The sequence below is a fragment of the Oribacterium sp. oral taxon 078 str. F0262 genome (genome assembly GCF_000160135.1).
Classification (GTDB): Bacteria; Bacillota; Clostridia; order Lachnospirales; family Lachnospiraceae; genus Oribacterium.
In genome coordinates this window covers 190,295-216,453 of the sequence record NZ_GG729934.1, presented here as the reverse complement: position 1 = coordinate 216,453, position 26,159 = coordinate 190,295, and the positions used below count along the sequence as shown (strand labels likewise).

Annotated in this window: 18 protein-coding genes and 1 tRNA gene; all 19 read right to left on the bottom strand. The window is 56.1% G+C overall.

From position 1 onward, the window contains the following. Nucleotides 1-12: 12 nt before the first annotated feature. The 19 genes from GCWU000341_RS04745 to GCWU000341_RS04645 all read right to left on the bottom strand — a co-directional run bounded on the left by GCWU000341_RS04745 (nt 13) and on the right by GCWU000341_RS04645 (nt 26,077). Nucleotides 13-2,133 carry a carbohydrate-binding domain-containing protein gene (locus GCWU000341_RS04745; protein ID WP_196794800.1) on the bottom strand — a complete coding sequence of 707 codons (2,121 nt, stop codon included), beginning with the start codon at nt 2,131-2,133 and terminating at the stop codon, nt 13-15. 132 nt (nt 2,134-2,265) lie between these two features. Further along, nucleotides 2,266-3,195 carry a C40 family peptidase gene (locus GCWU000341_RS04740; RefSeq protein ID WP_040653452.1) on the bottom strand — a complete coding sequence of 310 codons (930 nt, stop codon included), beginning with the start codon at nt 3,193-3,195 and terminating at the stop codon, nt 2,266-2,268. 182 nt (nt 3,196-3,377) lie between these two features. Beyond that, entirely contained in the window at nt 3,378-3,803 is a 426-nt protein-coding gene (locus tag GCWU000341_RS04735) for a NusG domain II-containing protein (protein WP_050761917.1), read from the bottom strand. A 654-nt stretch (nt 3,804-4,457) separates the two neighbouring features. Next, nucleotides 4,458-4,530: transfer RNA gene (locus tag GCWU000341_RS04720), tRNA-Thr, on the bottom strand. A gap of 132 nt (nt 4,531-4,662) precedes the next feature. Then, complete coding sequence (locus GCWU000341_RS04715) at nt 4,663-4,869, bottom strand: CsbD family protein (RefSeq protein WP_009214647.1); 207 nt, start codon at nt 4,867-4,869, stop codon at nt 4,663-4,665. A 173-nt stretch (nt 4,870-5,042) separates the two neighbouring features. Next, nucleotides 5,043-6,941, bottom strand: coding sequence for an ABC transporter ATP-binding protein (locus tag GCWU000341_RS04710; protein ID WP_009214646.1), 1,899 nt, complete (start codon nt 6,939-6,941; stop codon nt 5,043-5,045). Beyond that, nucleotides 6,934-8,721 carry an ABC transporter ATP-binding protein gene (locus GCWU000341_RS04705; RefSeq protein WP_155812696.1) on the bottom strand — a complete coding sequence of 596 codons (1,788 nt, stop codon included), beginning with the start codon at nt 8,719-8,721 and terminating at the stop codon, nt 6,934-6,936. The genes GCWU000341_RS04710 and GCWU000341_RS04705 overlap by 8 nt, the downstream gene beginning before the upstream one ends. 299 nt (nt 8,722-9,020) lie before the next feature. Further along, the gene (locus GCWU000341_RS04700) at nt 9,021-10,787 is read right to left on the bottom strand and encodes an ABC transporter ATP-binding protein (protein WP_009214644.1); all 1,767 of its coding nucleotides are present in this window, start codon (nt 10,785-10,787) and stop codon (nt 9,021-9,023) included. A gap of 241 nt (nt 10,788-11,028) precedes the next feature. Beyond that, nucleotides 11,029-12,810: an ABC transporter ATP-binding protein gene (locus tag GCWU000341_RS04695; RefSeq protein ID WP_009214642.1), complete on the bottom strand. Its 1,782-nt coding sequence runs from the start codon at nt 12,808-12,810 to the stop codon at nt 11,029-11,031. A gap of 108 nt (nt 12,811-12,918) precedes the next feature. Then, nucleotides 12,919-14,355 carry a peptidoglycan D,D-transpeptidase FtsI family protein gene (locus GCWU000341_RS04690; RefSeq protein WP_009214641.1) on the bottom strand — a complete coding sequence of 479 codons (1,437 nt, stop codon included), beginning with the start codon at nt 14,353-14,355 and terminating at the stop codon, nt 12,919-12,921. Beyond that, nucleotides 14,345-15,913 (bottom strand): FtsW/RodA/SpoVE family cell cycle protein, encoded by a 1,569-nt coding sequence (locus GCWU000341_RS04685; protein ID WP_081443146.1) that lies wholly within the window; start codon nt 15,911-15,913, stop codon nt 14,345-14,347. The genes GCWU000341_RS04690 and GCWU000341_RS04685 overlap by 11 nt, the downstream gene beginning before the upstream one ends. A gap of 304 nt (nt 15,914-16,217) precedes the next feature. After that, on the bottom strand, nt 16,218-17,228 hold the full coding sequence (locus GCWU000341_RS04680; protein WP_009214638.1) for a U32 family peptidase: 1,011 nt from the start codon (nt 17,226-17,228) through the stop codon (nt 16,218-16,220). Continuing rightward, entirely contained in the window at nt 17,143-18,519 is a 1,377-nt protein-coding gene (locus tag GCWU000341_RS04675) for a peptidase U32 family protein (RefSeq protein ID WP_009214637.1), read from the bottom strand. The genes GCWU000341_RS04680 and GCWU000341_RS04675 overlap by 86 nt, the downstream gene beginning before the upstream one ends. Further along, on the bottom strand, nt 18,516-18,902 hold the full coding sequence (locus GCWU000341_RS04670) for a cell division protein ZapA (protein WP_009214636.1): 387 nt from the start codon (nt 18,900-18,902) through the stop codon (nt 18,516-18,518). The genes GCWU000341_RS04675 and GCWU000341_RS04670 overlap by 4 nt, the downstream gene beginning before the upstream one ends. Before the next feature lie 40 nt (nt 18,903-18,942). Next, nucleotides 18,943-19,953 carry a Holliday junction branch migration DNA helicase RuvB gene (gene ruvB, locus GCWU000341_RS04665; RefSeq protein WP_009214635.1) on the bottom strand — a complete coding sequence of 337 codons (1,011 nt, stop codon included), beginning with the start codon at nt 19,951-19,953 and terminating at the stop codon, nt 18,943-18,945. A gap of 9 nt (nt 19,954-19,962) precedes the next feature. Next, complete coding sequence (gene ruvA, locus GCWU000341_RS04660) at nt 19,963-20,574, bottom strand: Holliday junction branch migration protein RuvA (protein WP_009214634.1); 612 nt, start codon at nt 20,572-20,574, stop codon at nt 19,963-19,965. An 89-nt stretch (nt 20,575-20,663) separates the two neighbouring features. After that, nucleotides 20,664-22,472, bottom strand: a complete 1,809-nt coding sequence (locus GCWU000341_RS04655) for a hypothetical protein (RefSeq protein WP_009214633.1) — start codon at nt 22,470-22,472, stop codon at nt 20,664-20,666. A 9-nt stretch (nt 22,473-22,481) separates the two neighbouring features. After that, nucleotides 22,482-25,415, bottom strand: coding sequence for a TIR domain-containing protein (locus tag GCWU000341_RS04650; protein ID WP_009214632.1), 2,934 nt, complete (start codon nt 25,413-25,415; stop codon nt 22,482-22,484). A 176-nt stretch (nt 25,416-25,591) separates the two neighbouring features. Continuing rightward, the gene (locus GCWU000341_RS04645) at nt 25,592-26,077 is read right to left on the bottom strand and encodes a GNAT family N-acetyltransferase (protein ID WP_009214631.1); all 486 of its coding nucleotides are present in this window, start codon (nt 26,075-26,077) and stop codon (nt 25,592-25,594) included. Nucleotides 26,078-26,159: the final 82 nt, after the last annotated feature.

Below are 26,159 nucleotides of genomic sequence, written 5' to 3'. Positions count from 1 at the left end.
TACAGAGCAGCCCTATATTCCCGCTTTCCTTGCATCCTTCGTGCGCTTCGATTTCTTGTCCTTCTTTCTCTTTTTTTCTCCGCCCTGCTTTCCGTTCCCTTTCTCATTCCTTCCGCCGCTTTTTGCGCTGTCCTCCGGCGGCTCCGGAGCTCCGGGGCGCTGCCGCTCCTCTCCCTCTCCTCTCTGTTCCCGGCCCGGAGCTCTTCGATCCGGATCCGATCCTCCGTTTCCCCCCGACGGCGCCCGGTCGAAATCCTGTCCCCGCGAGCCGTCCGCCCTTTGGCGTGAAGAATCGGAGTCATCGTCATCCTCCTCATCATCAAAATCGGCCCTTTTCCCGTCTCCCGATCCCTTTCCGCCCTTCTCCTTTCCGTTTCCCTCTCCCCGCTTTTCCCGGGATGTTCCGGAGTTTTTCTCTCCGCTCCTGCGGCCTTCCCGATCAGCGCCTGATCCCTGGCTCTTCGGCCTTTGAGAATTCTGCTTCTGATCGGCTCCTTCCCTCTTCGTTCCGCTGCCCTCTCCTTCTGCTCCGCCAAAGCGCTGTTCTCCTCCCCCTCTCTGCGCTTTATCATCAAAATTCTGTCCCTGATTCTCTCCCTGGGGCCCTCCAAAGCCTCGGTCCTGCTGTCCTCCCTCTCTCTGGTGGCCGCCTCCGCCCTGAGGGCCTCCTTCTCCCTGAGGGCCGCCTCCGCCCTGCGGTCCGCCGGCTCCCGGGCCGCGATTTGCCATCGAGCTGTCTCCCGCCGTATTGATCGTGGAAGAAATCGTGACAGTCTCCTCCTGCGAGCCGACCTTGATGGTATAGCTCTTTCCGCTCTGCAGCTCCGAAGAGCTGAAAAGCACTGCGTTAAAGCGTTTTGTCTCCGTATTTTCGGAATAAAGCTCCTTCCCGCTCTCGTCCGTGACAGAGATCTTGGTTCCGGCATCCTGCGTATCGCTCAGATAGTAAACGATGACAGGCTGCGTGGAGCTCGACTCATCAAAGCTTTGAAACATCCCGCTCATCCCGCTCGCAAGGACCGTTCCTCCCGTGATCACCGCGCTTCCGTCGTAGTCGATCGGCGCATTTCCGTCATCCCCGGGGCCGTCTATGCTTAAGGTTCCGCCGGAGATATTCAGGTCTCCGTTGGAATCGATGCCATCCCCGCCGGTGACGATTTTAAGGCTTCCGCCGGAGATATTGACCGAGATTTTCGCTTCCGTTCCATCCTCCGTCTCCCCGGAGCCGTTGACCGCATCATCGGAGGAGTTCACCGTGATCTCTCCTCCTAAGACGTTGACCGTCATCCCCTCCAGGCCTTCACTGCACTGGGAAATGCTGATCGTGCCGCCCTTTACCGTGAGCGCCTTGTCCGAATGCAGCGCGTCATCTCCCGCGCTGATCGTGAGGCTTCCGTCCGAGACCTCGAGGTCCCCCTTGGAGTGCAGCGCGTCCTCGGCCGCTGTGATCGTGAAGCTCCCTCCCGTTACCGTAAGCGCCGTCTTTCCGTTCAGAGCATTATGGCTCGCTGTCAGAGTATAGCTTCCGCTCTCCACCGTGAGCTCTCCCTTGGAGTGGACCGCATCCTCGTATCCTCCCTCGACACTGAGACTGCCCGTCCCTGTCAGGAGAAGATCCGACTCGCTGTAAACTGCGGCGTCCTTTTCCTCCCCGCTCTCATTCTCATCGGAATCCGAGGCGGCGCTTCTGAGATCGGAGATCTTATTCTCTGTCCCGTCCGAAAGCTCGATCGTGAGCTTTCCCGCCGATTCACAGACGATAGGAGCATCGCTCGAATTCGTGATCGTAAACCCATCCAGGATAAGCTTTACGGAAGCGGAATCCCCCGCCTTGATCAAAATCTCCCCCTCTGTGAGGCTTCCCTTCAGGCGATAGCTGCCGGCCTTCTCGATGGTGATGGTCTTTCCATCGACACTGGCACCGTCTCCGTCGACAACGGCACTCTCTCCGTCCGCGTTGATAACGGTCTCCGTTTCATTGCTTTTCTCCGATGTCAATGCGGTATTTTCTGCTGTTTCTGCTGTCCTCTTAGTCTGATCCGCTGCCACTGTTCCCTTTATATTTCCGCAGCCCGCCATTGCGAGCGCCAGGCCAAGCGTTGCCGCAGCGAGAGATACATTTTTTCGTCTCATACTTCCCTCCATCCTGTTTCTGCTTCGGACGATAGCTTCTATAAAAAAAGAGGCATCGGAATCTTCTTCCGATGCCCCTACTTTAACAGCCGAAGCTGAAAAAGGGCTGAAAACTTTGTGAAGGATCTGTGATTATTCGTATCGTCCGTATCCGTAGACCTTTGCGAAAGATATCTCATTTTCCCGGACATAGTCCCCGGTATGCGTACAATGGATAACGGTCCCGTTTCCGCTGTAAATCCCGACATGGTAGATGGTCGTCGGGGAATCGCCGTAGAAGATCAGATCTCCGGGCTTAAGCTCCTCGACGGAGACCTTCTTCGACGCAGCATACTGCGAGCGGGAGTCTCTCGGAATCTTGATTCCGAAATGGCGGAAGACCTGCTGCGTAAAGCCGGAGCAGTCGGCTCCCTCCGTGAGGGAGGTCCCGCCCATCTTGTAGGAGAGTACGCCGATGTATTCTCTGGCGAAGCGGATCATCTCCGTGGCGCCGGACTTCGGGAGATCTCCCGCGCTGCTCCCCACCTTTCCCTTAAAGTTCAGGCTTTCAGAAGACTTCTTCTCTTTCTCGGTCTTCTTTTCATTTTCGCTCTTCTTCTGAGAGGGATTGAGATCCTCCGCCTCAAAGACCTCTCCCTTCTCCTCCACGAGCTCCGCGATCTCCGTCCCGAGGTCCATATCGGAGCTAAGGTCAATCGTACCGGTGCTCATCTCATTCTTATTGGTGCTGATCCCATTTTCCGCAGAGGACTTGAGCTGCACCACGCCTCCCTTTACCCAGGCGCCGCTCTCATTGACCCGGCTTCCGTCTATCGTCTTTGAGACCTGGAGCCAGCCCTTTTTATCGAAGTAATAGCACTCCGCCATGCCGTCGTCATTTCCGTCGATCCAAAACCAGCCCCCCTTCTTATAGGAGCCATTCAGATCATTATACCACCACTTCCCCTTGTCCTTTCCGCTGCCCTTCTGCCACCTGCCCGCATAGACCGGCGCGCTCAGTGCCGCGCAAAGAAAAAACGCTGTCCCAATCGTCCGCCGGATCCTTCTGCCGCTCTCCTTCATGCTTCCTCTCCCATCCCCATAAGTGCCGAAAAACGAAATCCATAGCTCCATCATACGGGAAGAAAAAGATTCTGACAATAGTCTGCGCCGCATTGTAAAGCAATCGAAATAATTATAACGGAGGCCCCGGTCCCGGATACCCTCTTTCGTAAGAAAGAACGGAGGAAAGCTCAGCCCTCTTCTCAGCTCTCTTTTACGGTGATCACAAGTCCGTGCGGAAGACAAACAATCGGGAGATCATAGGAGGCAGCGCTGAGTGCCGCTGTGCGGACGCAGATCTGATTACTGCAGTTCGATTCCGAGCATCTCGCCGTTTGCTTCTTAACCTCGATGAGATTTACCGCATGCCGGGACGGATCCGCCTCCTCCCCGAGAGAGGCGAGCGTCGTCTCCATCGGAACCTCCTTCGCCGTATCGTCCAGGACCTCATATTTTGCGTCCCGGGACAAGGGCACGAGAAGGAGCTCCTCCCCGTTTCTCTGGACGGAGAGCATGAGTTGTTTTTTATGACGGAAATGCCGAAGGCAAAGGGGGACAGCGCATAGGAAAAGCAGAAAAAAAACTGCGGCGATCAAAATCCTGTCTCGCTTCCCGGGCATAATTTTCATTGCTTCTTTCCTCATTTCTCTTGCCTTGTCCTATACCGAAGCTCCCCCGCATACATGCGGGCCGCTTCCCGATGCCTGCCCTCTTCCTTTTTGCATAAGCCTTCGGATTGCTTCGTGCTTCGCCCTCCCACAATCCGACGCAGCAATTCGGAAATCGCGGATCTCCTTCCTCGATCCGCTTTTTTCCTCATTTCTGTTGCCTTGTCCTATACCGAAGCTCCCCCGCATACATGCGGGCCGCTTCCCGATGCCTGCCCTCTTCCTTTTTGCATAAGCCTTCGGATTGCTTCGTGCTTCGCCCTCCCACAATCCGACGCAGCAATTCGGAAATCGCGGATCTCCTTCCTCGATCCGCTTTTTTCCTCATTTCTGTTGCCTTGTCCTATACCGAAGCTCCCCCGCATACATGCGGGCCGCTTCCCGATGCCTGCCCTCTTCTTTTTTGCATAAGCCTTCGGATTGCTTCGTGCTTCGCCCTCCCGCAATCCGACGCAGCAATTCGGAAATCGCGGATCTCCTTCCTCGATCCGCTTTTTTCCTCATTTCTGTTGCCTTGTCCTATACCGAAGCTCCCCCGCATACATGCGGGCCGCTTCGGTGCAGGACAAGAGCTTATGCACTAAAAAAGCTCCGCGCGTTTATTCGGAGCTCTCGGGCCACAAACCAGACTCGAACTGGTGACCTTCTGATTACGAATCAGATGCACTACCAACTGTGCTATTGTGGCAACTTCTACATGATAGCATGATTGAGAATTCTCCGCAAGGAGAATTTTACGATTTCAGTCCGCGTTTCAAAAAGAAAATTCCACCCGGCAGGATTTAATCCTGCAAGATGGAATTCCCTTTTAAAAGACAGCTTATTTTTTATCCTTCGAGTCGAATACCTCTTTTGCTTTTTCTGCCAATTCGCTTGCCACGTCTTTCACATCCGATGTGATTTCCTTGGTTTTTCCGGCCGCCTTGTCGATAACGCCCTCTGCCTTCAGAGAAGCATCATCTGTCAGCTTCCCTATCGTCTCTTTTACCTTGCCCTCTACCTGGTCCGTAAATCCCTTATCCGTCATCTTTTCCTCCTTTTGAGTTAGCTTTCATCGTCCGGTGAAATGCTGCTGACACATTGCATTCTATCCTGTCATTGCATTCTTTGCAAGGAGAATTTAATGACAGCCCCGAAATCCTGTTCGGTCAAAAAAACGTTTTCAGGCCGGGCGGTGATGCAAAGAATATCCCGCCGCTTTTATTCCAGCTCAAAGGCCCCGGTATAGAGCTGGTAGTAATTTCCCCTCGCCCGGATCAGCTCCTCGTGACTTCCCCTCTCGATGATTTTTCCGTGGTCCATGACCATGATGACATCGGAGTTTCGGACCGTGGAGAGGCGGTGCGCGATGACAAAGACGGTGCGCCCCGCCATGAGGGCATCCATCCCCTTCTGGACGATCGCCTCGGTCCTGGTGTCGATGGAGCTCGTCGCCTCGTCCATGATCATGACCGGCGGGTCCGCGACAGCGGCTCTTGCGATCGAGAGAAGCTGCCTCTGCCCCTGGGAGAGATTGCCCCCGTTTCCGTGGATCTCGGTCTCATAGCCCTTCGGGAGTCTCGTGATAAAGTCATCCGCACCGGCGAGTCTCGCCGCCGCTATGCACTCCTCGTCCGTCGCGTCCAGCTTCCCGTAGCGGATATTTTCCATGACGGTCCCCGTAAAGAGAACCGTGTCCTGGAGGATGATGCCGAGGGATCTCCTAAGATCCTTCAGCCGGATATCGTAGATGCTGAAGCCATCGTAGATGATCTCGCCCTTTTGGATATCGTAGAAGCGGTTGATCAGGTTGGTAATGGTGGTCTTCCCGGCTCCGGTGGCTCCGACGAAGGCGACCTTCTGCCCGGGCCTCGCGTAGACATTGATCTCCGAAAGCACCGTCTTCCGCCCGTCGTAGGAGAAGTCGACTCCGTGGAGCTCCACATCGCCGCGGAGTCTCCGGTACTCTGTCTTTCCGTCCGGCTCCTCCTTCTTCCAGGCCCACATCTCCGTCCGACTCCCGGTCTCCTCGATCCGGCCGTCCTTTTCCTCGCAGCGGACGAGGGAGATGCGTCCCTTGTCGCTCTCCGGCTTTTCATCCATGAGGGCAAAGATCCTCTCCGCTCCGGCGACCCCCATGACGACGGAGGTGATCTCTGTGGAAATCTGTCCGACCTGTCCCGCGAACTGCTTCGTCATATTGAGGAAGGGGACGACGATGGAGATCTGAAGCGCCATCCCGGAGAGGCTCAAATTCGGCACCTTGAGAGCCAGAAGCAGACCGCCGAAAACCGCGACAAAGACATAGAGGATGTTTCCGATATTGGCAAGGATCGGCATCAGGATATTCGCGTAGCGGTTCGCCTTCTCGGAGACGCGGAAGAGCTCTTCATTGATCCGGTCAAAGTCCCGCTTTGCGGCCTCCTCATGGTTAAAGACCTTCACGACCTTCTGCCCGTTCATCATTTCCTGTACATATCCCTCGGTCCTCGCAAGCTCCTGCTGCTGCCGGATAAAATAATGACTGGAGCCGCCTCCGACCTTTTTCACCACCCTCGTCATGACGACGCTTCCGATCAGGACGATCGCGCTCATCCAAAGGGAATAGTAGAGCATGATAAAGATGATGGTCGCGACCGTCACAAAGGATACCAGGGCCTGGGGAATGCAGATCGAGATGAGCTGCCTCAGGGTATCGATATCGTTTGTGTAGCTGCTCATGATATCGCCGTGGCTGTGCGTATCAAAATAGCGGATCGGAAGATCCTGCATGCCGTTGAACATCCTCTCCCGAAACTTCTTTAAGGAGCCCTGTGTGATCGTCGCCATCAAAAAATTGTAGATAAAGCCGGCGGCGAGGGAGATCAGATAGAGGATGCCGAGGATCAGGACCCATCGAAGGATCTCGGGGGCAACCCCCTCCCAGTTCCCCTCCCTCCAGCTTTTCTCAATGAGGGAGAGGATCTTTTGCTGAAAGACGGAGGGAATGGCCGAGACCGCTGCATTTAAAAGGATGCAGAAGATCGTCACCGGAAGAAGGACCGGGTAAAAGGAGAAAAGAAAGGAGAGGACCCGTTTCAGGGTCGGCAGAAAATGCTTCGCGCCTCTTTTCTTATCCATCTTCCTCTTCCCCCTTTCTGTTCTGGGATTCATAGACCTCCCGGTAAATCGGGCTCTTCTCGAGAAGCTCCTCGTGGGTCCCGACGGCGGCGATCCGCCCCTTGTCCAGTATGACGATCCGGTCCGCCTCCTGGACGGAGGAGACGCGCTGCGCGATGATGATCTTTGTGGTATCCGGGATATATTCCTGCATCCCCTTTCGGATCAGCGCATCCGTCCTTGTGTCCACGGCGGAGGTGGAGTCGTCCAGGATCAGCACCTTCGGCTTCTTCAGAAGCGCCCTCGCGATACAGAGCCTCTGCTTCTGCCCTCCGGAGACATTGCTTCCCCCCTGCTCGATATGCGTGTCATAGCGGTCCGGGAAGAGCTCGATGAATTCCGAAGCCTGCGCGAGCTCGCAGGCCTTCTTCATCTCCTCCTCCGTCGCGTTCGGGTTCCCCCAGCGGAGATTCTCCTTGATGCTCCCGGAGAAGAGGATGTTCTTCTGGAGGACGACCGCGACCTGGTCCCGGAGAAGCTTAAGATCATAGTTCCTCACATCGACGCCGCCCACCCTGACGCTCCCCTCCGTCACGTCATAGAGACGGGAAATAAGCTGTGTCAGAGAGGACTTAGAGGAGCCGGTGCCCCCCAGAATTCCGATCATCTCCCCGGAGCGGATGTGCAGCTCGATATCCGAGAGCACAGGGCGCTCCGCAAGAGGAGAATACTTGAAGCTCACATGGTCGAAGTCCACCGAGCCGTCCCGGATCGTCCGAACGGGATGTGCGCTCTCCTTCATGCTGCTCTCCTCGGAGAGAACCTCCGCGATACGCTTTGCGGATTCCACGGAGATCGTCACCATGACGAAGACCATCGAGAGCATCATAAGACTCGAGAGGATCTGAAAGCTGTAGGTGAGGAGGGCGGAGAGCTGGCCGACGTCGAGACGGGAGCCGCGGCTTGTGATCACAAGCCAGGAGCCAAAGCTCATGACGAAGAGGACTACGACGTAGAGGCAGAACTGCATGAGAGGGTTTGTCACGGAAACCAGCTTCTCGGCATAGACAAAGTCCCGGGCGAGGTCTTCCGCCCTCGCATTGAACTTCTCCTTCTCATAGTCCTCTCTCGTAAAGGACTTGACCACCCGCATGCCGCCGATATTTTCCTGTACGGAATCATTGAGCGCGTCGTATTTTTTAAAGACAGCGTTAAAGATCGGAAGAGCCTTCCAGATGAGGAGAGAGAGTCCGATCCCGAGGATCGGGGCGACCAGCACGAAGATCCAGGCAACCTGCCCCCCCATGATGAAGGCCATGATAAAGGAAAAGACCAGCATGATCGGACTTCGAAAGGCGAGGCGCACCAGCATCATATAGGCCATCTGCACATTCGTCACATCCGTCGTCATCCGGGTCACGAGGGAGGAGGTCTCAAAGTGGTCGATATTCTCAAAGGAAAAATCCTGAACCCGGTAGTACATGTCCTTTCTCAGATTTTTCGCAAAGCCCGTGGAAGCGCTCGCGCTGTAATTTCCCGCCTGCACGCCGAAAAAAAGCGAGAGCATCGCCATAACGATGAGAAAGAAGCCGAAGATCAGGATCGTCTGAAGCCCGCTTCCCGCCTTGATCTCGTTGATGAGGCGCGCGGTGACAAAGGGGATGATGCACTCCAAGATAACCTCTCCCGTGACCATGACAGGCGCGAGGACGGAGGCCCTTTTATACTCCCGGATCGATTGTTTTAAAATTCTGATTACGTTCACGGAATTCTCCCCTTCTTCAGTACAGTAAAGCTCCATGCCGAAGGCTTCGGCAGCGGTAAAAGGATCCGCCGGACGGATCAGCATTCTCATAGTCCATGAGAGCGCTTCCCATTCCGGACTTCCGCCTGCCAAACACTCCTTCCACAGGAAGGGCATCTCCTTCCGGGCATATCCCATCATGATAAATAGAAACTTCGGATCCTGGAATCGGCAGCCGGAATGAAGCCGTTCTCTGCCAAAGAGGGCGGTCCGCAGAAAGGACCGCCCGCGATCTGTGCCATTTTAGAGTCTTTTTCTTCAATAGTCAAGAATCCGTCAAAATAGTCAGGAATCAGTCAGGAATCAAACTGGCTTTCATAGAGCTTTTTATAAAAGCCTCCCTTCTGAAGAAGCTCCTCATGCCGCCCCTTTTCGATGATATTTCCCTCCTTCATGACGAGGATCAGATCCGCATTCCGAATCGTGGAGAGGCGGTGCGCGACGATGAAGGCCGTTCTCCCCTGCATCATCCGGTCGAAGGCGTGCTGGATGTGGAGCTCTGTTCTGGTGTCAATGGAGCTCGTCGCTTCATCCAGGATGAGCATCGGCGGAAGGCGAAGCATGAGGCGCGCGATGCAGAGAAGCTGCTTCTGCCCCTGGGAGAGAGAGCCCCCGTCCTCCCCGAGCACCGTATCGTAGCCCTTCTCCATCTTTCGAATGAAGCTGTCGCAATGGGCCTTCTTCGCGGCCTCTATGATCTCCTCCTCTGACGCATCCTTCTTTCCATAGGCGATATTGTCCCGGATCGAAGCGGACTTCAGCCAGGTCTCCTGGAGCACCATGCCGAAGTTATTCCTCAGGCTCTCCCTCGTAATATGCCGGATATCCCGCCGGTCCACCTCGATGCTGCCGCGGTCGACCTCGTAGAAGCGCATGAGGAGGTTGATGAGCGTCGACTTCCCGCAGCCGGTGGGGCCGACGATCGCGGCGGTCTCCCCCGGCTTTATCCGAACCGTGAGATCCTGAAGAAGCGTCTTTGTCTTATCATAGCTGAAAAAGACGTGGGAGATCCCGACCTCCCCCCTCGCCTCCGGGAGCTGCTCCGCGTCCTTCGGATCCGGCAGAATCCCCGGCTCGTCCATGAGCTCAAAGACGCGGGAGGCAGAGGCGAGCGCATTCTGAAGCTCTGTAATCACAGCTGTGATATCGTTGAAGGGCTTTGTGTACTGTGTGGCATAGCTCAGAGCCGCGCTGAGCTCTCCGACAGTGAGCGTCCCCTGAATCGAAAAGACGGCCCCCGTCATCCCGACAAGGGCATAGACCAGGGCATTGATAAAGCGGGTCGCGGGATTCACGAGGGAGCTGAAAAAGGTCGCCCGCATGGAGTAGCCGGAGAGCTTTTGATTGATCTCGGAAAAGCGCTCCGTGCTCTCTCTCTCCCGGGAAAAGGCCTTCACCACCTTTAAGTTTCCGAGCATCTCATTCGTATAGGCTGTGATCTCTCCCCGAAGCTCGGACTGGTGCCGAAAGAGCCGATAGCTGCTCTTTGCGATAAAGCTCGCTGCGAGGAAGGAGAGCGGCGTGAGAAAGACGACCAGGAGAGCGATCCTTATGTCGATAAAAAACAAAAAGATCAGGGTCTCCAGGATCGTGAGAAGCCCGGTAAAAAGCTGGGAGAAGCCGAGCAGAAGCCCCTGAGAGAACTGATCGATATCCGTGATCACGCGGCTCACCGTATCCCCCGCCGGGTGGGAATCCAGATAAGAGAGCGGAAGGCACTGTATCCGGGAAAAGAGTTTGGTCCGGATGTCCTCCACGACATGATAGCTCACGATATTGTTGATGTGATTCATAAGCCACTGGCTCAGCGCCGAAGCGAATATGAAGAAAAGCATAAGGCGGAGAATTCCAAAAAGTGCTCTGAAATCCACCTCTCCCTTTCCGACCATCCGGTCTACGGCCCGCCCGATCAGAACGGGAATATAGAGAGACATTACCACGCTGAGCGCAGAAAGAAGGAGGGAGAGAAGCACAAGATGCCGGTACTGCCGGATGTAGCGGAGAACCCGGAGGAGCGTCTTCTTGTCCTCCTGATTCAGTTTTCTGATTTTTTGTCTCGCCATGCTTCCTCCCTCCCAGGGAAATCCTCGCTTTGCAATACATTTTTTGCTTATCTGTCGCCTTTTTCTGCCGCTTTTTCGACCCGCCACAGGGCGCCCTCGCTCCGACTGCCGCGACCGGCGGCGCATAAGCGTAGAAGTCTGCCATCAGGCAGACTCGGAGCGTACTTGACCACTTCTCGAAGAGAAGTGCCTCCCGGGCGAAGCCGAGTCTCTAAACGCCGGGGCAAAAGACGGCCTGCTATTACTCCTCTGCTTCCTCACGGGAGAGCTGTGAGAGGCAGATCTCCCGGTAGACCGGGCTCTCCCGGAAAAGCAGGTCGTGCTTTCCAAGCCCCGCCATATGCCCGTCCTCGAGGACCAGGATCCGATCGGAATTTCTCACACTCGCGACTCTCTGAGAGATCAAAAATACGGCGCTGTCCTTGGAATATTCTCTCAGAGCGGAGCGGAGCGCCGCATCGGTTGCGAAGTCCAGCGCCGATGCGGAGTCGTCCAGGATCAGGATCTCCGGGCGGCGAAGAAGTGCTCTGGCGATACAGAGTCTCTGTCTCTGTCCTCCGGAAAGGTTCCTCCCCTCCTGCTCGATGAGGAGAGAAAGCCCCTCTCCCTTTTCCTCTACGAAGGGGAGAGCCTGGGCGATGCGGAGCGCTTCCCGGATCTCCTCATCCGTCGCATCCTTCTTCCCCCAGCACATATTTTCTCTGAGGGTCCCGGAGAAGAGGACGGAGCGCTGCGGCACCACGCCGATCCGGAGCCGGAGCTCCTCAAGGGGGATTTCCCGGATATCCCGGCCAAGGAGCGCGATAAAGCCGGAGCTCACATCGTAAAAGCGCGGGATCAGATTGACAAGGCTGCTCTTTCCCGCTCCGGTTCCGCCGATGATCCCGATCGTCTCCCCCTTTTTGATCTCCAGGGAGATCTCTGTCAGCACGTTTTCCGCCTCCTTCGAATAGCGGAAGGAAACCCGGTGGAAGGCGAGAAAGACCTCATCCTTTCGGAGTCTTTTGAGAAGCTCTTCTTCTTTTCCTCTCTTCTCCTTCAAAAGGAGCTGCCCTTCTTCCTCGGAATACCCTTCATTCTCGGAAGGCTGCAAAAAGATCTCGTTTACTCTCCCGAGGCTCGCGTAGGCTCTCGACATCAGGATGATCAGATTGGCGAGCTTTATGAGCTCCGCGAGGATCTGACTCATATAATTTGTGAGTGCGACGATATCCCCCTGAAAGAGCTCTCCTCTATTCACAAGGCGGGCGCCGAGATAGAGAAGGCAGGCGACTGCGAGATCGATAAGCGTCAGCGTCACGGGATTTAAGAGAGCGGATATCCTCCCCACCTGAACCTGCATCTCTGTCAGAAGATCGTTCTCTCTCTGAAAGTCCTTTTCCTCACTCTCCTCTCGGTTAAATGCGCGGATCACCCGGGCCCCGAGAAGGTTCTCCCTCGTGCTCTTCATGATCCGGTCGAGCTGTCTTTGAACGGCCCGGTAGCGCGGCATCGTGAGAAGGAGGATTCCGAAGACGACGAGAGAGAGAAGGGGAATCGCCGCCGTAAAGACGAGCGCCGCCCGCAGACTGATCCGAAAGGCCATGATCCAGGCGCCAAAGACGATGAAGGGAGAGCGCATGAAGAGCCGCAGCACCATATTCACTCCTGCCTCGATCTGATTGATGTCCGAGCTCATCCGGGTGATGAGCGTCGAGCTCCCGAGCGCATCGATCTCCGGATAGCCCAAGGAGTGAATATGGCAAAAGAGATCATTCCTCAGATTCTGCCCGACATAGGCCGCGGCCTTCGCGGAAAAATACTGTGCAAAGAGAGAGCAGCTAAGGCCGATCAGAGCGAGGAGGAGAAGCACGCCCCCCATCCTGAGGACATAGGAAATATTCCCTCTCCGGATCCCCCGGTCGATCATCCCCGCGATCACCAGCGGGACGAAGAGCTCAAAGCAGGCCTCCAGACACTTAAAGAGCGGGGCCAAGACTGTGATCAGCTTATGATGCTTCAGATATCCGAAAAGCCGCTTCATGCTCGCTTCCCCCCTGACTCCTTCTTTCGATCGACAAAGGTCGAAAGAGATATAGCTATTTATTCTATCACGAATATATCACGAAATACCGGGGAAATACGCTCCCGCTCAGCGATTGATCCAGTAGTCGAAGACCGCCTTTGCGATAGGGGCCGCGGTGCGGCCTCCGGTCTCCCCGTCCTCTACCAGCACGCAGACCGCAAGCTTCGGATCCTGCATGGGGGCAAAGCCGGTGAACCAGGCATCCGTCTTGCTCTTCCCCCGGGACTGATACTCCGCAGAGCCCGTCTTCCCGCAGGCCTCATAGCTTTTGCTCTTAAGCTTGGAAGCCGTTCCCTCCGAGACGACCGCCCGCATGAACTGCTTCAGCTCCTCCGCCTCGCTCTCGCTCAGAAGCCTCCTCTCCTCTCCGCTTCCGAAGCTCTTCACACTGTGCCCGTCCGCCGACTCCACCTCCTGGATGAGCACCGGCTCATGGAGCACTCCCCCGTTTGCGATCGCGGAGGTGATAAGGAGACTGTGGAGAGGACTCATCATTGTCTCCCCCTGCCCGATGGCGGACTGCATCATTGTCCAGGTCCCGGAGCTCCCGTCGATCTTGAAGCGGCTCCTGGAGCTCAGGATCTGGATCGGAAGATCCTGGTTAAAGAGGAGGGAGTCCGCGAGCCCCCGGAGCCTCTCCCTGTCAAGCTCCGTGCCGAGCTTTGCAAAGGCGGAGTTGCAGGAGTTCGCATAGGCGCTCTTTAAGTCCTCCTTCCCGTGGACCTCCCCGTTATAGCAGTGGACGACATATTTCGGATCCTCCTCGTCCACATAGGCTCCTTTACACTGAAAGCGGAAATCCTGCCAGTCCGTTGGGTGCTCCCGGAAATATTCCAGGGCGATCAGAGTCTTAAAGGTGCTCCCCGGGGGATAAAGCCCCTGGGTCGCCCGATTCACGAGATTTCCGGAGACATTCTTCTCATCGGTGAGTTCCTCCCAGTCCTCCCGGATCGAATTCGGGTCAAAGCCCGGGTAGGAGACCATCGCGAGAATCTTCCCCGTAGAGGGTTCCATGCAGATGACCGCTCCCGCCCGCTCTCCGAGCGCATCGGAGGCCGCCTTCTGCAGCCCGGTGTCCAGGGTCGTGACGACATTGTCCCCGGGACTTTTCCTGTCCGTGAGCTCTCGGAAAAGCTGCCGGAGCGGATTGATATTGGACTCCATGAGATAGAAATTCGCGGCGGCCTCGAGGCCGGTCTTTCCCTTTGTGGAGTAGCCGACGGAATGCGCAAAGAGGGAGCCGTAGGGGTAGACCCTCTTCTCCGTATCCCCCTCCGTCTCCGTTCTCGCAAGGACCTGTCCGTCAGAGGAGAGGATCGCGCCCCGGATGAAACGCCGGTCAAAGACCTCCATCCTGGAGTTATAGGGACTTCCCATGAGATCCGGGGCCTGCCAGCCGATGAAATAGATCATGTAGCCGATCATGCAGAAAAAAAGGAGCGAAAAGAAATATATCATTTTGAGAATTCCGCTGTTGGAACGCTTCCTCTCCTTATCTTCCATTTCGTCCTCCCTTCTTCCTCCCTTCCTTCCCGCTCAGATCCCTCTTCTCAGCCTCCGGCCCGATTCCCTCCTCTTCTTCGAAATCCTCCTCTCCCTCCTCATCGAAGTCCTCATAATCCGAAAGCGCGCTCTCCTTCCCATAATCCGACTTTCCCGTGCCGGCCGCCATCTCCTGCCCTCTCATCGCCTTTTGGAAGAAGGCCGCAGCACCTCCTCTTTCGCAGCTTTCCCGCTCTTCGCCCTCTTCCTCCGCCTCATCCTCATTTCCCTGGATGATGTAGAGGGCCTGAATCAAGGAGAAGACAAAGAAGCTTGCGATGAGGCTCGATCCCCCATAGCTCACAAAGGGAAGCGTCACTCCCGTGGAGGGGATGAACTTGACCGCGCCGCCGATCGTCAGAAAGACCTGCGCGATATACTGCATCGCAAGTCCCACCGCCGCAAGCTTATAGAAGCTAAACTCCATATAGGTCGCGATCATCATCATCTGCATAAAGCAGCCCAGGCAGAGAAGCGTCAGACAAATCGCTGTGACAGCCCCCATTTCCTCCGAAATCGCGGAAATGATAAAGTCCTTCTCCACGATGGGGATCTTGTTCGGAAGCCCCTGAAAGAGTCCGAGCCCGAAAAATCCCCCCGTCCCGATCGCAAAGAGGGACTGCGTGATCTGGTAGCCCCTGTCGCTCATATCCGCCCAGGGGTCCTTCCACGCGAAAAAGCGCGTCCTGACATGCTGGAAGAGAAAGTAAGAGAGGACGGCGGCAAAGGACATCGCGATCCCCCCGAGAAAGAGATAGGCGGAGCGGTTCGTCGCGATATAGAGCATGACGAGAAAGGATAGGAAGAAGATGAGGGCGGATCCGAGATCCTTACAGAGCACGAGGATCAGGATATGGGCCCCGGCGATCGCCGCGGCAGGAAGTATCTCCCGAAAGCGCCGCGCCTGATACAAAAATCCCGAAAGACTCAGCACAAAGCTGATCTTCACAAGCTCCGAGAGCTGAAAGGAGAAGCCGCCGATCGACAGACTCATCCTCGCGCCATAGCTTGTGACGCCGATTCCGAAGACGAGGAGCAGGAAAAAGATTCCGATTCCCGCAAAATAAAGGCGGTATTTCGCAAGGTCCCAGATCTTATCGATGAGAAAGGGGATGAGAAGGGAGAGAAAGGAGGCCGCGACGGCGATCACATACTGTTTCAGCGATTTGTTGAGATTCAGCCGCTCCAGCATGATAAAGCCGTAGCAGAGGAAGAGACAGACATTATTGAGAAGAAGCTGATTCACATTCCGGTAAATGCGCCGAAAGAGAAAGCGGTAGATCAGGAAAAAGGCAAGCTGCGCAAAATAAAAGAGGAGGAGCATCGGATCCTCTGTCTTTAAAAGAATCACCGCGCTGAAAAGGAGATGAATGAGCAGGATGATCTGAAACTGCAGTCCGCAGAGCGTTCTCGCGTTCTCCTCCCGGCGGAGAGAAAGGATTCGGAAATTGCAATAGCTGTAGAGGACGATGAAAAGAATGCAAAGATACTTTGTGACCGTGCTAAAAAGATTGACCATTCTTTCCCCTTCCCTATCTGCCCTTCTCCTCCGCCCCGCTAAAGCGCGGGACACTCCGATGATCCCCGAGCGGATCCTGCGGCCGGGCCCCATCCGGGACGTTATCCATCCGGCAAAAAACACTCTCCGGCTGCCCTGCTCCTTATCTCACAGGCCCCGCACCCAAGTGTTGCCGTTTCCGATCCATAGCCTATAATCTGGTCTAATGGAGTAGCTTCAATACGCCACATCCCGGGGGATGCCGGGAGAAATGCGCCGCTCACGGAGCCGATCCGGCGAATCTTCGTTTAAAACGGCATGAGATTTACTCCACTCCGGAGCGAAGCCGTCCCCTCGTATAGCGAAGCGGCGGCCTCCCGCGGAGGATCGCTTCACAGTCCTCAGCGGACTCTGCCGAAAAATCAAAGCGGAGGCTGTCCGCCCGAAGCTTCGAGAGCTCCTCTTTGAGATCTCCGCACCAGAAGCTGTCCGGGTTATAGATCTCATTATAGCAGTATTTACAGTACATCCTCACCGGCATCTCCCTCCCCGTCCGATCCTTAAGGAAGCGAAGCGGAGCCCCGCGGCGGCATTGACAAGCTGTCTTCTGAAGGCAGTTTGCACTCACCATCATCGGAAGATGTCCGTAGACGAGAAGCTCTGTCCGGAGGGAAAGCCCGTCCATCTCCTCCTTCCAGCGCATAAGCTCGGGAAGCTTCAGCTCGATCGGATAGGTCAGACGCTTTGCTCCGAGGGAGCGCATGACGGAGGCCGCCTCTCGGTTCCAGGCATAAACAGTATAATCGAAAACCTGTTCCAGGGGATTTAAATCTCTCTTAAGGCTTTCTTCAAAAGGGAGAGAAAGCTGCTCCATCGAGCGGTAGAGAACTGCCTGCAAAAGCCCCTCCGGGAGCAGGCTCTCAAGAAGCTCCCGGGAGCTTCTCCCCCGGTCCGTCCTCTCAATCCGCCGAAGCCTGAGACCGGCTCTCCTGCCGTGCTCCCGTATCCTTCGGAGAAGCCCGGGGAGCTCACTGTCCGAAAAGGAAGCCTCGTCCAGGTAGATGAGCTCTGCGCTCTCCACGGAGAGCGCGGCGAGAAGCTGCGAATAGCTCGTGACGCTGACCCGAAGCTCCGCCCCCGGCGGGAAAGCTACCGCAGCCGGAAGAGCTCTTCTCTCCTCCTTCTTCCTCTTCCCTTCCTCTCTGCTTCTTCCCTTAAGGCTCCTCTTACTCTGATCCTTATCCCGATCTTTATCCCGATCTCGATCTCGATTCCGGCTCCTGTCCCCGCGCTTCTCCCTGCCCGGCTTCCCCCGTCCTTCTCCGTCTCTTCTCAAGTATGGCCCTCCTAAGCTCGGAAAATGCCTCTCTCCTTAAGCGCTTGATCGAGGAGATGGGGAGGAAAAGAGCCCCCTCCATCCGAAGGGAGAGCTTCTCAAGCCGAAAGCCGCTCCCGCCGCAGCTCCTAAGCTTCTCCTCCACCTCCCTTGGGAGAAGTGCTCTCCCCTCCGCAGCTTCCGCGGTCTCCTCCGTCTCCTTTACAATGCGGATCTCTCCAATCTCCTCAGACTCTCCGGAGAGAAGCGTGAGAGAGAGGGAAGCTCTCTCCCCGGGAGAGGCGTAAAAGTCTGCGGAAAGGGGAAGCGTCCGCTCCCGCTTCAGATAGTTTTCCCGGATCGGCTCCGAGATCTCCGCTCTCTCCGCCCGGAAGGCTCTCTCCGAGAGAGAGAGCATTTCCGGACCGTTTCGCCTTTTCAGGTAATTGCTCACCCCGCCCCGGTCATACATCTCCCGGAGGATCTCCCTGTCCCCCTCCTCGATGGAAAAGTCCCGCCCGGAGAGGGCGAGATCGAGATATTTCCGATAGACCGATACCACGCCCGCCGTGTAGAGCGGAGACTTCATCCTCCCCTCGATCTTCAGGGAATACGCGCCCGCAGAGAGAAGCTCCGGCAGGAGATCCAGTGTCTCCATATCCTTCATGCTGAGATAGAAGGCCTTCTTCCCTCCCGTCTCATAGCAAAGCCGGCAGGGCCCCGCGCACCTCCCCCGGTTCCCGGATCTTCCGCCGAGGAGTGAGGACATGAAGCAGGCGCCGGAATAGCTGTAGCACATCGCGCCGTGGACGAAGACCTCGAGCTCGAGCTCTACCCTCTCATGGATCCTCCGGATCTCCTCAAGGCTTAGCTCTCTTGCGAGCACGGCCCGGGAGAAGCCGAGCCTTTTTGCGAGGAGGACGCCCTCCGGCCCCGTGATCGCAAGCTGCGTGCTCGCGTGGAGCTTAAGATCCGGAAAGTCCCTTCGTATGACGGAGGCCGCGCCGAGATCCTGGACGATCACCCCGTCAAGCCCCGCCTCGTAATAGGGCTTTAGGTATGAAAAAAGCTCTTTAAGTTCAAAATCCTTAAAGAGTATATTCAGTGTCATATAGACTTTCACGGAGAAGAGATGGCAGTACTCGATCGCCTCCATCAGCATATCCTCTTCCCCGGAGGAAGCGGATACGGCATAGGCCCTCGCGCCGAATCTCCGGCCTCCCATATAGACCGCATCGGCTCCCGCATTGACCGCGGCCTTCGCCGAGAGAAAGGAGCCCGCCGGTGCGAGAAGCTCCGCGCGGAGACTCATCCCGCGCTGCCCTCCCTTTCCGAGAGCAGGGCGAGCTTCCTCTCCGCCTCCTCAAGCTTTCGCTTCGCCTCCTCAAGCTTCATCCGGGTATTGATGAGGTCATGCTTTGCAGCGTAGCTCTCCCGCTCCTGCTCCTGCATCTCCCGCTCCGCCTTCTTCGTTTTCTCCCTCTCGATGAAAAGATCATCGCAGATATTGACCTCAAGCAAAAGATTCCGGAGCTCCGCATCCATATTGTGATAATCCCGGACTTCCTTCTTGAATTTGGATATCTTCGCATTCAGGTAGCCCGCCACCTCATGGAGATAGGTCTCTGACTCCGAACCGCTTAAGTCATAAATCTTTCCGTCGATCACCACTTCCACTGTGTTCTTCTCCGCCATCTTCCTCTCTCCCTGTCCCTCTAATCTCAAGATCCCGCCCCTAAAGCTCCAGGCTGGACTGATGCGGAAGCCCCAGATGCCGATACGCGCGCTCTGTCGCGACCCTTCCCCGGGGTGTCCGCATGATGAGCCCGTTCATGAGAAGATAGGGCTCATAGACATCCTCTATCGTCCCGCTGTCCTCTCCGAGAGAGGCGGCGAGCGTCTCAAGTCCCACGGGACCTCCGCTGAACTTCTCCATGATCGTGAGAAGATAGCTCCGGTCATTCTGATCGAGGCCCAGCCTGTCGACATCCAGGATGTCCAGCGCATAGTCCGCTGCCTCCGCCGTGATCCTTCCCTCGTAGCGGATATCCGCGAAATCCCTCGTCCTCCTTAAGAGACGGTTGGCCAGGCGCGGTGTCCCCCGGGAGCGAAGCGCGATCCTCCTCGCCCCCTCCGGCTCGATCTCCACCTTCAAAACCCGGGCAGAGCGGAGCACGATCTCCTCCAGCTCCGCTGTCTCGTAGAACTCCAGCTTCGCGATGATGCCGAAGCGGTCCCGAAGCGGAGCGGAGAGCAGCCCCGCCCTGGTGGTCGCCCCGATCAGAGTGAAGTGCGGAAGCTCGAGTCGGATGGAGCGGGAGGAGGCGTCCTTTCCGAGCATGATGTCGATCGCGAAGTCCTCCATCGCGGGATACAGCACCTCCTCCACCTGCCGGTTCAGGCGGTGGATCTCATCTACGAAGAGCACATCGCCCTCGGAGAGATTGTTGAGAAGCGCCGCCATCTCCCCCGGCTTCTCGATCGCCGGTCCGGACGTGACCTTGATATTCACCCCGAGCTCATGCGCGATGATGTTTGCGATCGTCGTCTTTCCCAGTCCCGGAGGGCCGTAGAAAAGGCAGTGATCGAGGGACTGCGCGCGGTTTTTCGCGGCCCGGATGTAGACAGAAAGCATCTCCTTCAGCTTTCTCTGCCCGATGTAATCCGAAAGAAGCTGCGGCCGGATCGCAGGCTCAAAGCTCCGATCCTCCGAGCTCTCCTCCGTATTGATGATCCTTCGTTCCATTCGCCTTCCTTAAAACGCCAGATGCCGAAGACTTTGCTTTAAGACATCGTCCGGCGTCATATCCTCTGTGAGCTTCACCCTCCGGACCGCCCTCTGCGCCTCCGCCATGCCGTATCCCAGAGAAAGGAGAGCCTCCAGCGCTTCCTTCGCGCTGTCCCGAAGAGCCTCCTCTCCGCCCTCCGGGATCTCCCCATCGGAGAAAGCGGGGAGAAAATCCGGGGGATCGATCTTATCCTTTAAATCCAGAATCAGGCGCTCCGCCGTCTTCTTCCCGATTCCGGGCGCGGCCTGAATCGAACGGATATCCCCGGAAAAGATCGCCCTCCGAAGCTCCTCCGGCCGGAGGACCGAGAGGATCCCGAGCGCTCCCTTCGGCCCGATCCCGCTCACACCGAGCAGGCGGACAAAGATGTCCCGGTCCTCCGCCGTGAGGAAGCCGAAGAGCTCCATCGCATCCTCCCGCACGGAAAAATAAGTATGGATCTTCACCTCTTCTCCGGGGGGAGGAAGTGCCGGAAGCAAAGAGGCCGGAACACGGATTCCATAGCCAAGTCCCCCGGCCTCCACAAGCACCATTCCCTCCCGAAGCTCCCGGAGGATTCCCCTCACATATCGTATCATCTCGCACCTCGATCCATAACAGTCTAGCACAAAGCGAAGGGCATGGCAAATAAAAGAAGGCCCCGCGCCTCCCCCGATTCCTGCCCCTCTCACTCCCTTATGCTGAGCGAAGCGAGAAGATCATAGACGATGGTATCCCTCTTATCGCTTCGGAGAAATTCCCCCCAGTCAGGGATCAGGCAGTCATGCGTCCTCGCTTCCTCATCCTTCTTTTTAGAATAGCGAAAGCCCTTAAGATAATAAAAATTGCACCACCTTTTATGCTCAAGCGCCGCCATAAAGCACATCAGAGGATCCCTCTCGATCTCCTCCGTCCTCTTAGAAGGAGAAAGACTCTGAAGCTTCCTCTCCCAGTCTTTAAGCTTTTGTAAAAGAAGCTTTTCCTTTTCCTCCCCGGGGAGAAAATGCAGGAGAACCCGCTCCTTCATCTCCTTATGGAGCATCTGGCTCATGCAGGAATCCTTCTTTAAAAGACTGAGCTCCTCCCACAGCTCTCTCCTGCTCTCCTTCGCCCCTTCCTTCGAGACGATTTCAGAGGAAAGCGCATGGTAGCGGGCATTGAAGTCCATCGCCGCCTCTCTCCTTTGATCCTCTAGGACGCACTGCGTATTCAGTACCCTGCTCTCGATCCCAAAGGGGATGAGGGCGCCGTAATAGCCCGAGAAATTCTCAAAAAACGCGGAGAAGCTCTCCGGATCCCCGATCCTTAAGGCCGCAATCCTCCCCCTGAAAAGCTCCTTCAGCCGCTCCATTAAGATGAGATTGTCGGAAAGCTCACCGAGGGAGAAAACGACGATGTCGATCCGTCTCCTCCGATCTTCCTCCTCGATGAGAGAGAGAAAGTCCTTCCCGAGGATGTCCGCCGTAAGCGCGTGAAGCTCCGCCGTCTTTCCGAGAAAGGGATACTCCGCCGTAAGCTCCGAGAGGCGCTTTTCGACCTCCCTGTCCGCGATCGTGAAATGATTGTTCTCCATGGGATTACAGACCAGGCTGTTCAAAGCCGCAAGGAGCACAGCCTCCCCCAGCCTCCCAAAGCCAAGGATCAGGACGTGAAGACTCCCGATTGCCCCGCAGAGCGTCTCAAAATCAGCCGCATCGGAGGGAGCCGCCTCCTTCCGAAAAAGCTCCTCCCTCCGGCAAAGCGCCTCCATCAGCTGCCCCGCGACGGCATCCTCCATATTGAAAAAGCTGATCTCTGCCCTCTTCATGCTGTCAATGCTTCTCTCCATCATCGCCTGCAGAAGATGGGAGCGGGAGCGAAGGACCATGTGACAGCGGCCCGGAAGGGGAAGCACCCGATCATGGAAGAGCCGCATATTCTTGAAATTTTCGATATCCTCCCCGAAGAAGATCACAGCACAGTCCCCTCTTCCCCCCATCTCCTCCCGGAGAAGGGCGGAAGGATCCCGGGAGAGATCCGAGGAAAGCCTCCGGATCCCCTTTCCGATCAAAAAGCTCTTGTCATAGGGACAGTCAGAGCCCGCGATCATGGCACCGACCCCGTTATTTTCCCGGATGAGATTCCGTAAAAGCCGGTAGGCGCTCTCGCCCTCCCCGAAGACGAGATACCGCTTCGCAAAAAGACTCTTCCTGATGTAGGAGAGCTGATGCCATAGCACTCCGAAGGCATTCACGATGCCAAGAAGGCTCCCAAGGGGGGAAAGCCACTTCGCGATCTCATAAAATACAGAATACTTTTCCGTAAGCCCTATGGTCGGCGCGAAAAAATAGAGCTTTATGGTGCTGAAGAGGACCGAAAGCCAAAGCCTCCAGCCGGAAAGCTGAGACCCATAGTAAAGATAAGAGCCGATCGCCCCGAGTATCCCTCCCGAAAGGAGCAGGAAATACATCAGCCGCTTCCTGCTGCGGGCGAGCTTCCCGATCCAGTAATTCCGCATACCGACCTCCTACTGTGACCTTCCGATTTTCGAAAGCTCCTCATCGCTGAGACTCCGCCCTCTGAGCGCCTTTTCCGAAAGAGCCGAAAGCTCCTCCTCCCGGAAGACCCTCTCCAAAGAAGAGCTCTCCGTTCCGCTGTCAAAGATGAGCTTCTCTCCGTCTTCTGTAAAATAAGCTCTCCCGCTCACGGGGCGCTCGGCATCTCCCCTTCCGAAGCTTCTGATATAAACTCCGGTCTTTGCATCCGTCATAACCGTGTCTCCCCCGGTATTGGTGATGAGATAGCGCCGGTCGGGAGAGATGGAATTGCTGTTAAGCTTCTCATTTCCCATCCCCTGCCTCAAATTATTGGTCGGGACGATATGGATCTCCTCTCCCTCCGTATAGCGGAAGATGTCATTCCCGGTAATCCCGAGCGCATTCCGCTTCCCGCCTTCCCTGTAGAGACTGTAGCACTCCCCCGGGAGCTCCTCCCCCTCTTCCCCATCCGGGAGCGAAAAGATCCGGCAGCGGTGCTCCGCCGTGTTCACGGCAATGGCATCGTCCTCCTCACTGAGGACGATAGACACAATGTCGCTCTCAAGCTCCCTTCGAAAGCCATTCGGCTCTCCCGTCCTCCCGTCATAGCCCTCCACCACCCCGTCCGAAAAGGCCGCAAATACCGAGGAGCCGTCCTTCGAAAACTGAATCCCCGTCACCATGACGCCCTCCCCCGCGGACTTCTTCCGGGACTCTGTCTCTGAGAGCACTTCTCCGGAGGCGATGTCCACCAGGCTGAGATTGGCCGACAGGGTATCGCTCACCGCCATAACCGTTGCCGTAGAATTCAGAGAAAAGACATTGAATTCCGGATTGACCTCCTCCGGAAGCTCCCAGTCCCGGAGCAGCTTCCCCTCCCCGGTATGGAAGAGATAGAGCCTCTCCCCGTCCGTATGCAGAGTATAGCTTCGATTCCTGCTCTGCGAAAGCAGTCTCCCCCGGCATTCCCTGCGCTTTCCGCTCCCCACAGCGTCCAAAAGCAGGATGCTCCCATCCGCTGCGGAGTGGATCAGATACTTCCCGTCCCTCGTAAAGGAAAGCTTTACGGAATCGGCATCCTGCATCTCCCTGATCTCCCCCGTAATCTTATTTTCCTTCGAATGATAGTCGATCCCGGACCAAAAGGCCGCGCTCCGATCCTCCCAGACCCCGACAGCATCCCCATTTTCGGGATTGATCTCGAAATTGGACAGCCGGGCAATTTTCCCGATCAGAAAGCCCGTCTCCTCCATGCTCTCCCTGTCAAAAAGAAGGATCTTCGATCCGGCAGAAGCCAAAAGATAGAGGTAGTTCCCATAGCCCCGTATAGAGCGGCAGCGAAGGGAGAGCTCCACGCTTTTTTTCTCCGAAGGATTTTCCCTGTCCACAATGGAAAGGATGTCCTCCAGACAGCGGTAGAGATACCTTCCGTCCTCGGAATACAGCATCGTCCTCCCCGCGGAGCTTTTCCCCTCCTCCGGCTCCAGTAAGACTCTCTCCTCCAGATCCTTAAGCCCGACTTCGATGACGGAGCTGTCCGAGAGAGCGAATGCGAGGAAAGAGCCGTCCGGAGAAGGAAGCACCTGGAGAAGCTGCTTCCCCTCCCCAAGCTCCTTCGTATAGACAATCCTTTTTCCCTCGATATCCCAAAGCTCGAGGCGGGGAGAGGCGGAGAGACTCCGAAAGCCCAGCAGGAATTTCCCGCCGCCCGCAAGCCCCATCTCCGTATAATATTTCTCCCCCGTATTTCCGATCCTCTGACAGCGTTTCAGTTCCCTATCCCAGAGCAGAAGCTCCCCGTCGAAGGAATTGCTCACGACAATGCCACTCTCCGAATCCGCGGCGAGGCTCACCAGAGGAAAGGGCGCAGAACAGCTTCTCTCCCGAAAGCCCCCTTCGATATCCCATAGCTCCATCCCGTTGTCTTCCCCGATCACGAGAAGCTTTTTCCCTCCCTCGAGGGCAGCATAAAACGGGCCTTCCCTTCCGGTCTTAAGGAGGGAGAGCCCGCTGTAGGGCTCCCGGAGCAAAGCCCTGTTCAGGATGGAATAATCCAGGGAATGGATATAGTCGATCTCCTCCATGGAATCCGAGACATAGTCCATGGCCCTGTCCGCGATCAAAAGAGAGGAGAGCCGATCTCCTCTTGCGAGAGCCGAGTCCGCATAGTTCAGAATCATAATCGCGGTCTGCTGCCTGGCCCTTCGCTCCGAGCGGACGGAGCGGCGGTAGAGATTCCAAAGACAGAATAGGAAGATGAGACTCACGCCGAGCACCATTCCGCTGATCGAAAGCAAAAGCCGAAGCCTCCTCTCCCGCCCTCTCTGCCTAAGATCCCCGTAGCTGATTCCGAGCATCCCCGCCATAAGCCTGTAGATCTCCGTCTCCCGAAGGAGCTTCAGAGCCTCCTTTCGGAAGATACCAAGCTTCGGGGCACTCAGCTTCTCATAGCCGCAAAAATCAGGGCTTTTCACCGCCTTCGTCCGAATATCCGCCGCGAGAAGCTCCCTCCTCCGCTCCTCCCCCTCTTTGCTCCTCTTTAAGCTCTTCAGTGCCTCCGGGAAGACTTCCTCCGGCTCTCCCTCTAAAAGGAGCACCAGTATCCTCTCATCCCCGTGAAGGCTCCGAAAGAGCTCGATCTCCTTCAGACACCAGGGAGAGAATCTCGTCCTGCGAGAACAGACAGAGATCAGATATCTCGATCTTCCGATTCCCTCCCGGATGGAATCCGTGAGATCCCCGGCCGTGAGCTCCTCCCGGTCGAGAAAGGATCTCCCGAGCCAGCCGGAGGAACGAAGAGATTTCGGAATGGGAAAGGTCTCTAAAAGCCGGTGGAGACTCCTCGCGATATCCGCATCCGGCCTGACATGGCGATAGCTGATAAAGACATCGTACTTATACTCTGCGCTCTCTCCCTTTGCCATAGCTCACTCCCTCTCACGGCATCCTCCAGACTCCCCTGCCTCTCTCCTTCCCCTTAAGCCGGCTCGCTGCCAAAAGACGCTCCGATACCGCTTCCCGCCTATAGCGCTAAGCCGAGCCGAATCCGCTTCCCACCCCTGGCGCTAAGACAGGCCGAATCCGCTCTCCGATCTTCCGCTCACGATAAATCCAGCTTCATATAGATCGAATTCTTCATCGGGCTGTTATTATAGCTTTCTATCTCATAAAACCCGAATTTCTTATAGAGGCGAAGCGCGCTTTGCAAAAACGGAAGTGTGTCCAGCAGCATATGGGAGTAGCCGATCTCCCTCGCATCTCCTATGATCCTCTCCACTAGAATTTCCCCAAGCCTTTTGCCTCTGAACTCGGGTCGTATATAAAGGCGCTTCATCTCACAGCTTTGATCGTCGATCTTCCTTAGCCCTATGCAGCCCGCCGGCTTTTCATCACAGTAGAGCAGATACACTCTCCCATAGGGAAGACCATACTTTCCATCCAGATGATCGATCTCTTCCTCATAGTTTTGAAGATCAAGGTACTTTTTAAATGACGCATCTTTTTCAATCAAAAGCCTGGTATACTCCTCAAACAACGTTCTCAGCTCTTCCCGCTGATGATAAGCAGGTACTATCTTTATGTCCAAACACCATCCTCCATCCTATCATGCCTTTGACATACTCTGATATTCTTCCCCGTTTCGGGAACTTCCGACAGTTCTCCCCGGA

Coding starts and splice junctions, on each gene's coding strand:
- GCWU000341_RS04655 (WP_009214633.1), bottom strand. CDS start 22,472: ATGCGGAATTACTGGATCGGGAAGCTCGCCCGCAGCAGGAAGCGGCTG.
- GCWU000341_RS04690 (WP_009214641.1), bottom strand. CDS start 14,355: ATGGAAGATAAGGAGAGGAAGCGTTCCAACAGCGGAATTCTCAAAATG.
- GCWU000341_RS04710 (WP_009214646.1), bottom strand. CDS start 6,941: ATGGATAAGAAAAGAGGCGCGAAGCATTTTCTGCCGACCCTGAAACGG.
- ruvB (WP_009214635.1), bottom strand. CDS start 19,953: ATGGAACGAAGGATCATCAATACGGAGGAGAGCTCGGAGGATCGGAGC.
- GCWU000341_RS04650 (WP_009214632.1), bottom strand. CDS start 25,415: ATGGCAAAGGGAGAGAGCGCAGAGTATAAGTACGATGTCTTTATCAGC.
- GCWU000341_RS04695 (WP_009214642.1), bottom strand. CDS start 12,810: ATGAAGCGGCTTTTCGGATATCTGAAGCATCATAAGCTGATCACAGTC.
- ruvA (WP_009214634.1), bottom strand. CDS start 20,574: ATGATACGATATGTGAGGGGAATCCTCCGGGAGCTTCGGGAGGGAATG.
- GCWU000341_RS04670 (WP_009214636.1), bottom strand. CDS start 18,902: ATGGCGGAGAAGAACACAGTGGAAGTGGTGATCGACGGAAAGATTTAT.
- GCWU000341_RS04675 (WP_009214637.1), bottom strand. CDS start 18,519: ATGAGTCTCCGCGCGGAGCTTCTCGCACCGGCGGGCTCCTTTCTCTCG.
- GCWU000341_RS04740 (WP_040653452.1), bottom strand. CDS start 3,195: ATGAAGGAGAGCGGCAGAAGGATCCGGCGGACGATTGGGACAGCGTTT.
- GCWU000341_RS04735 (WP_050761917.1), bottom strand. CDS start 3,803: ATGAAAATTATGCCCGGGAAGCGAGACAGGATTTTGATCGCCGCAGTT.
- GCWU000341_RS04715 (WP_009214647.1), bottom strand. CDS start 4,869: ATGACGGATAAGGGATTTACGGACCAGGTAGAGGGCAAGGTAAAAGAG.
- GCWU000341_RS04705 (WP_155812696.1), bottom strand. CDS start 8,721: ATGGAGCTTTACTGTACTGAAGAAGGGGAGAATTCCGTGAACGTAATC.
- GCWU000341_RS04700 (WP_009214644.1), bottom strand. CDS start 10,787: ATGGCGAGACAAAAAATCAGAAAACTGAATCAGGAGGACAAGAAGACG.
- GCWU000341_RS04685 (WP_081443146.1), bottom strand. CDS start 15,913: ATGGTCAATCTTTTTAGCACGGTCACAAAGTATCTTTGCATTCTTTTC.
- GCWU000341_RS04745 (WP_196794800.1), bottom strand. CDS start 2,133: ATGAGACGAAAAAATGTATCTCTCGCTGCGGCAACGCTTGGCCTGGCG.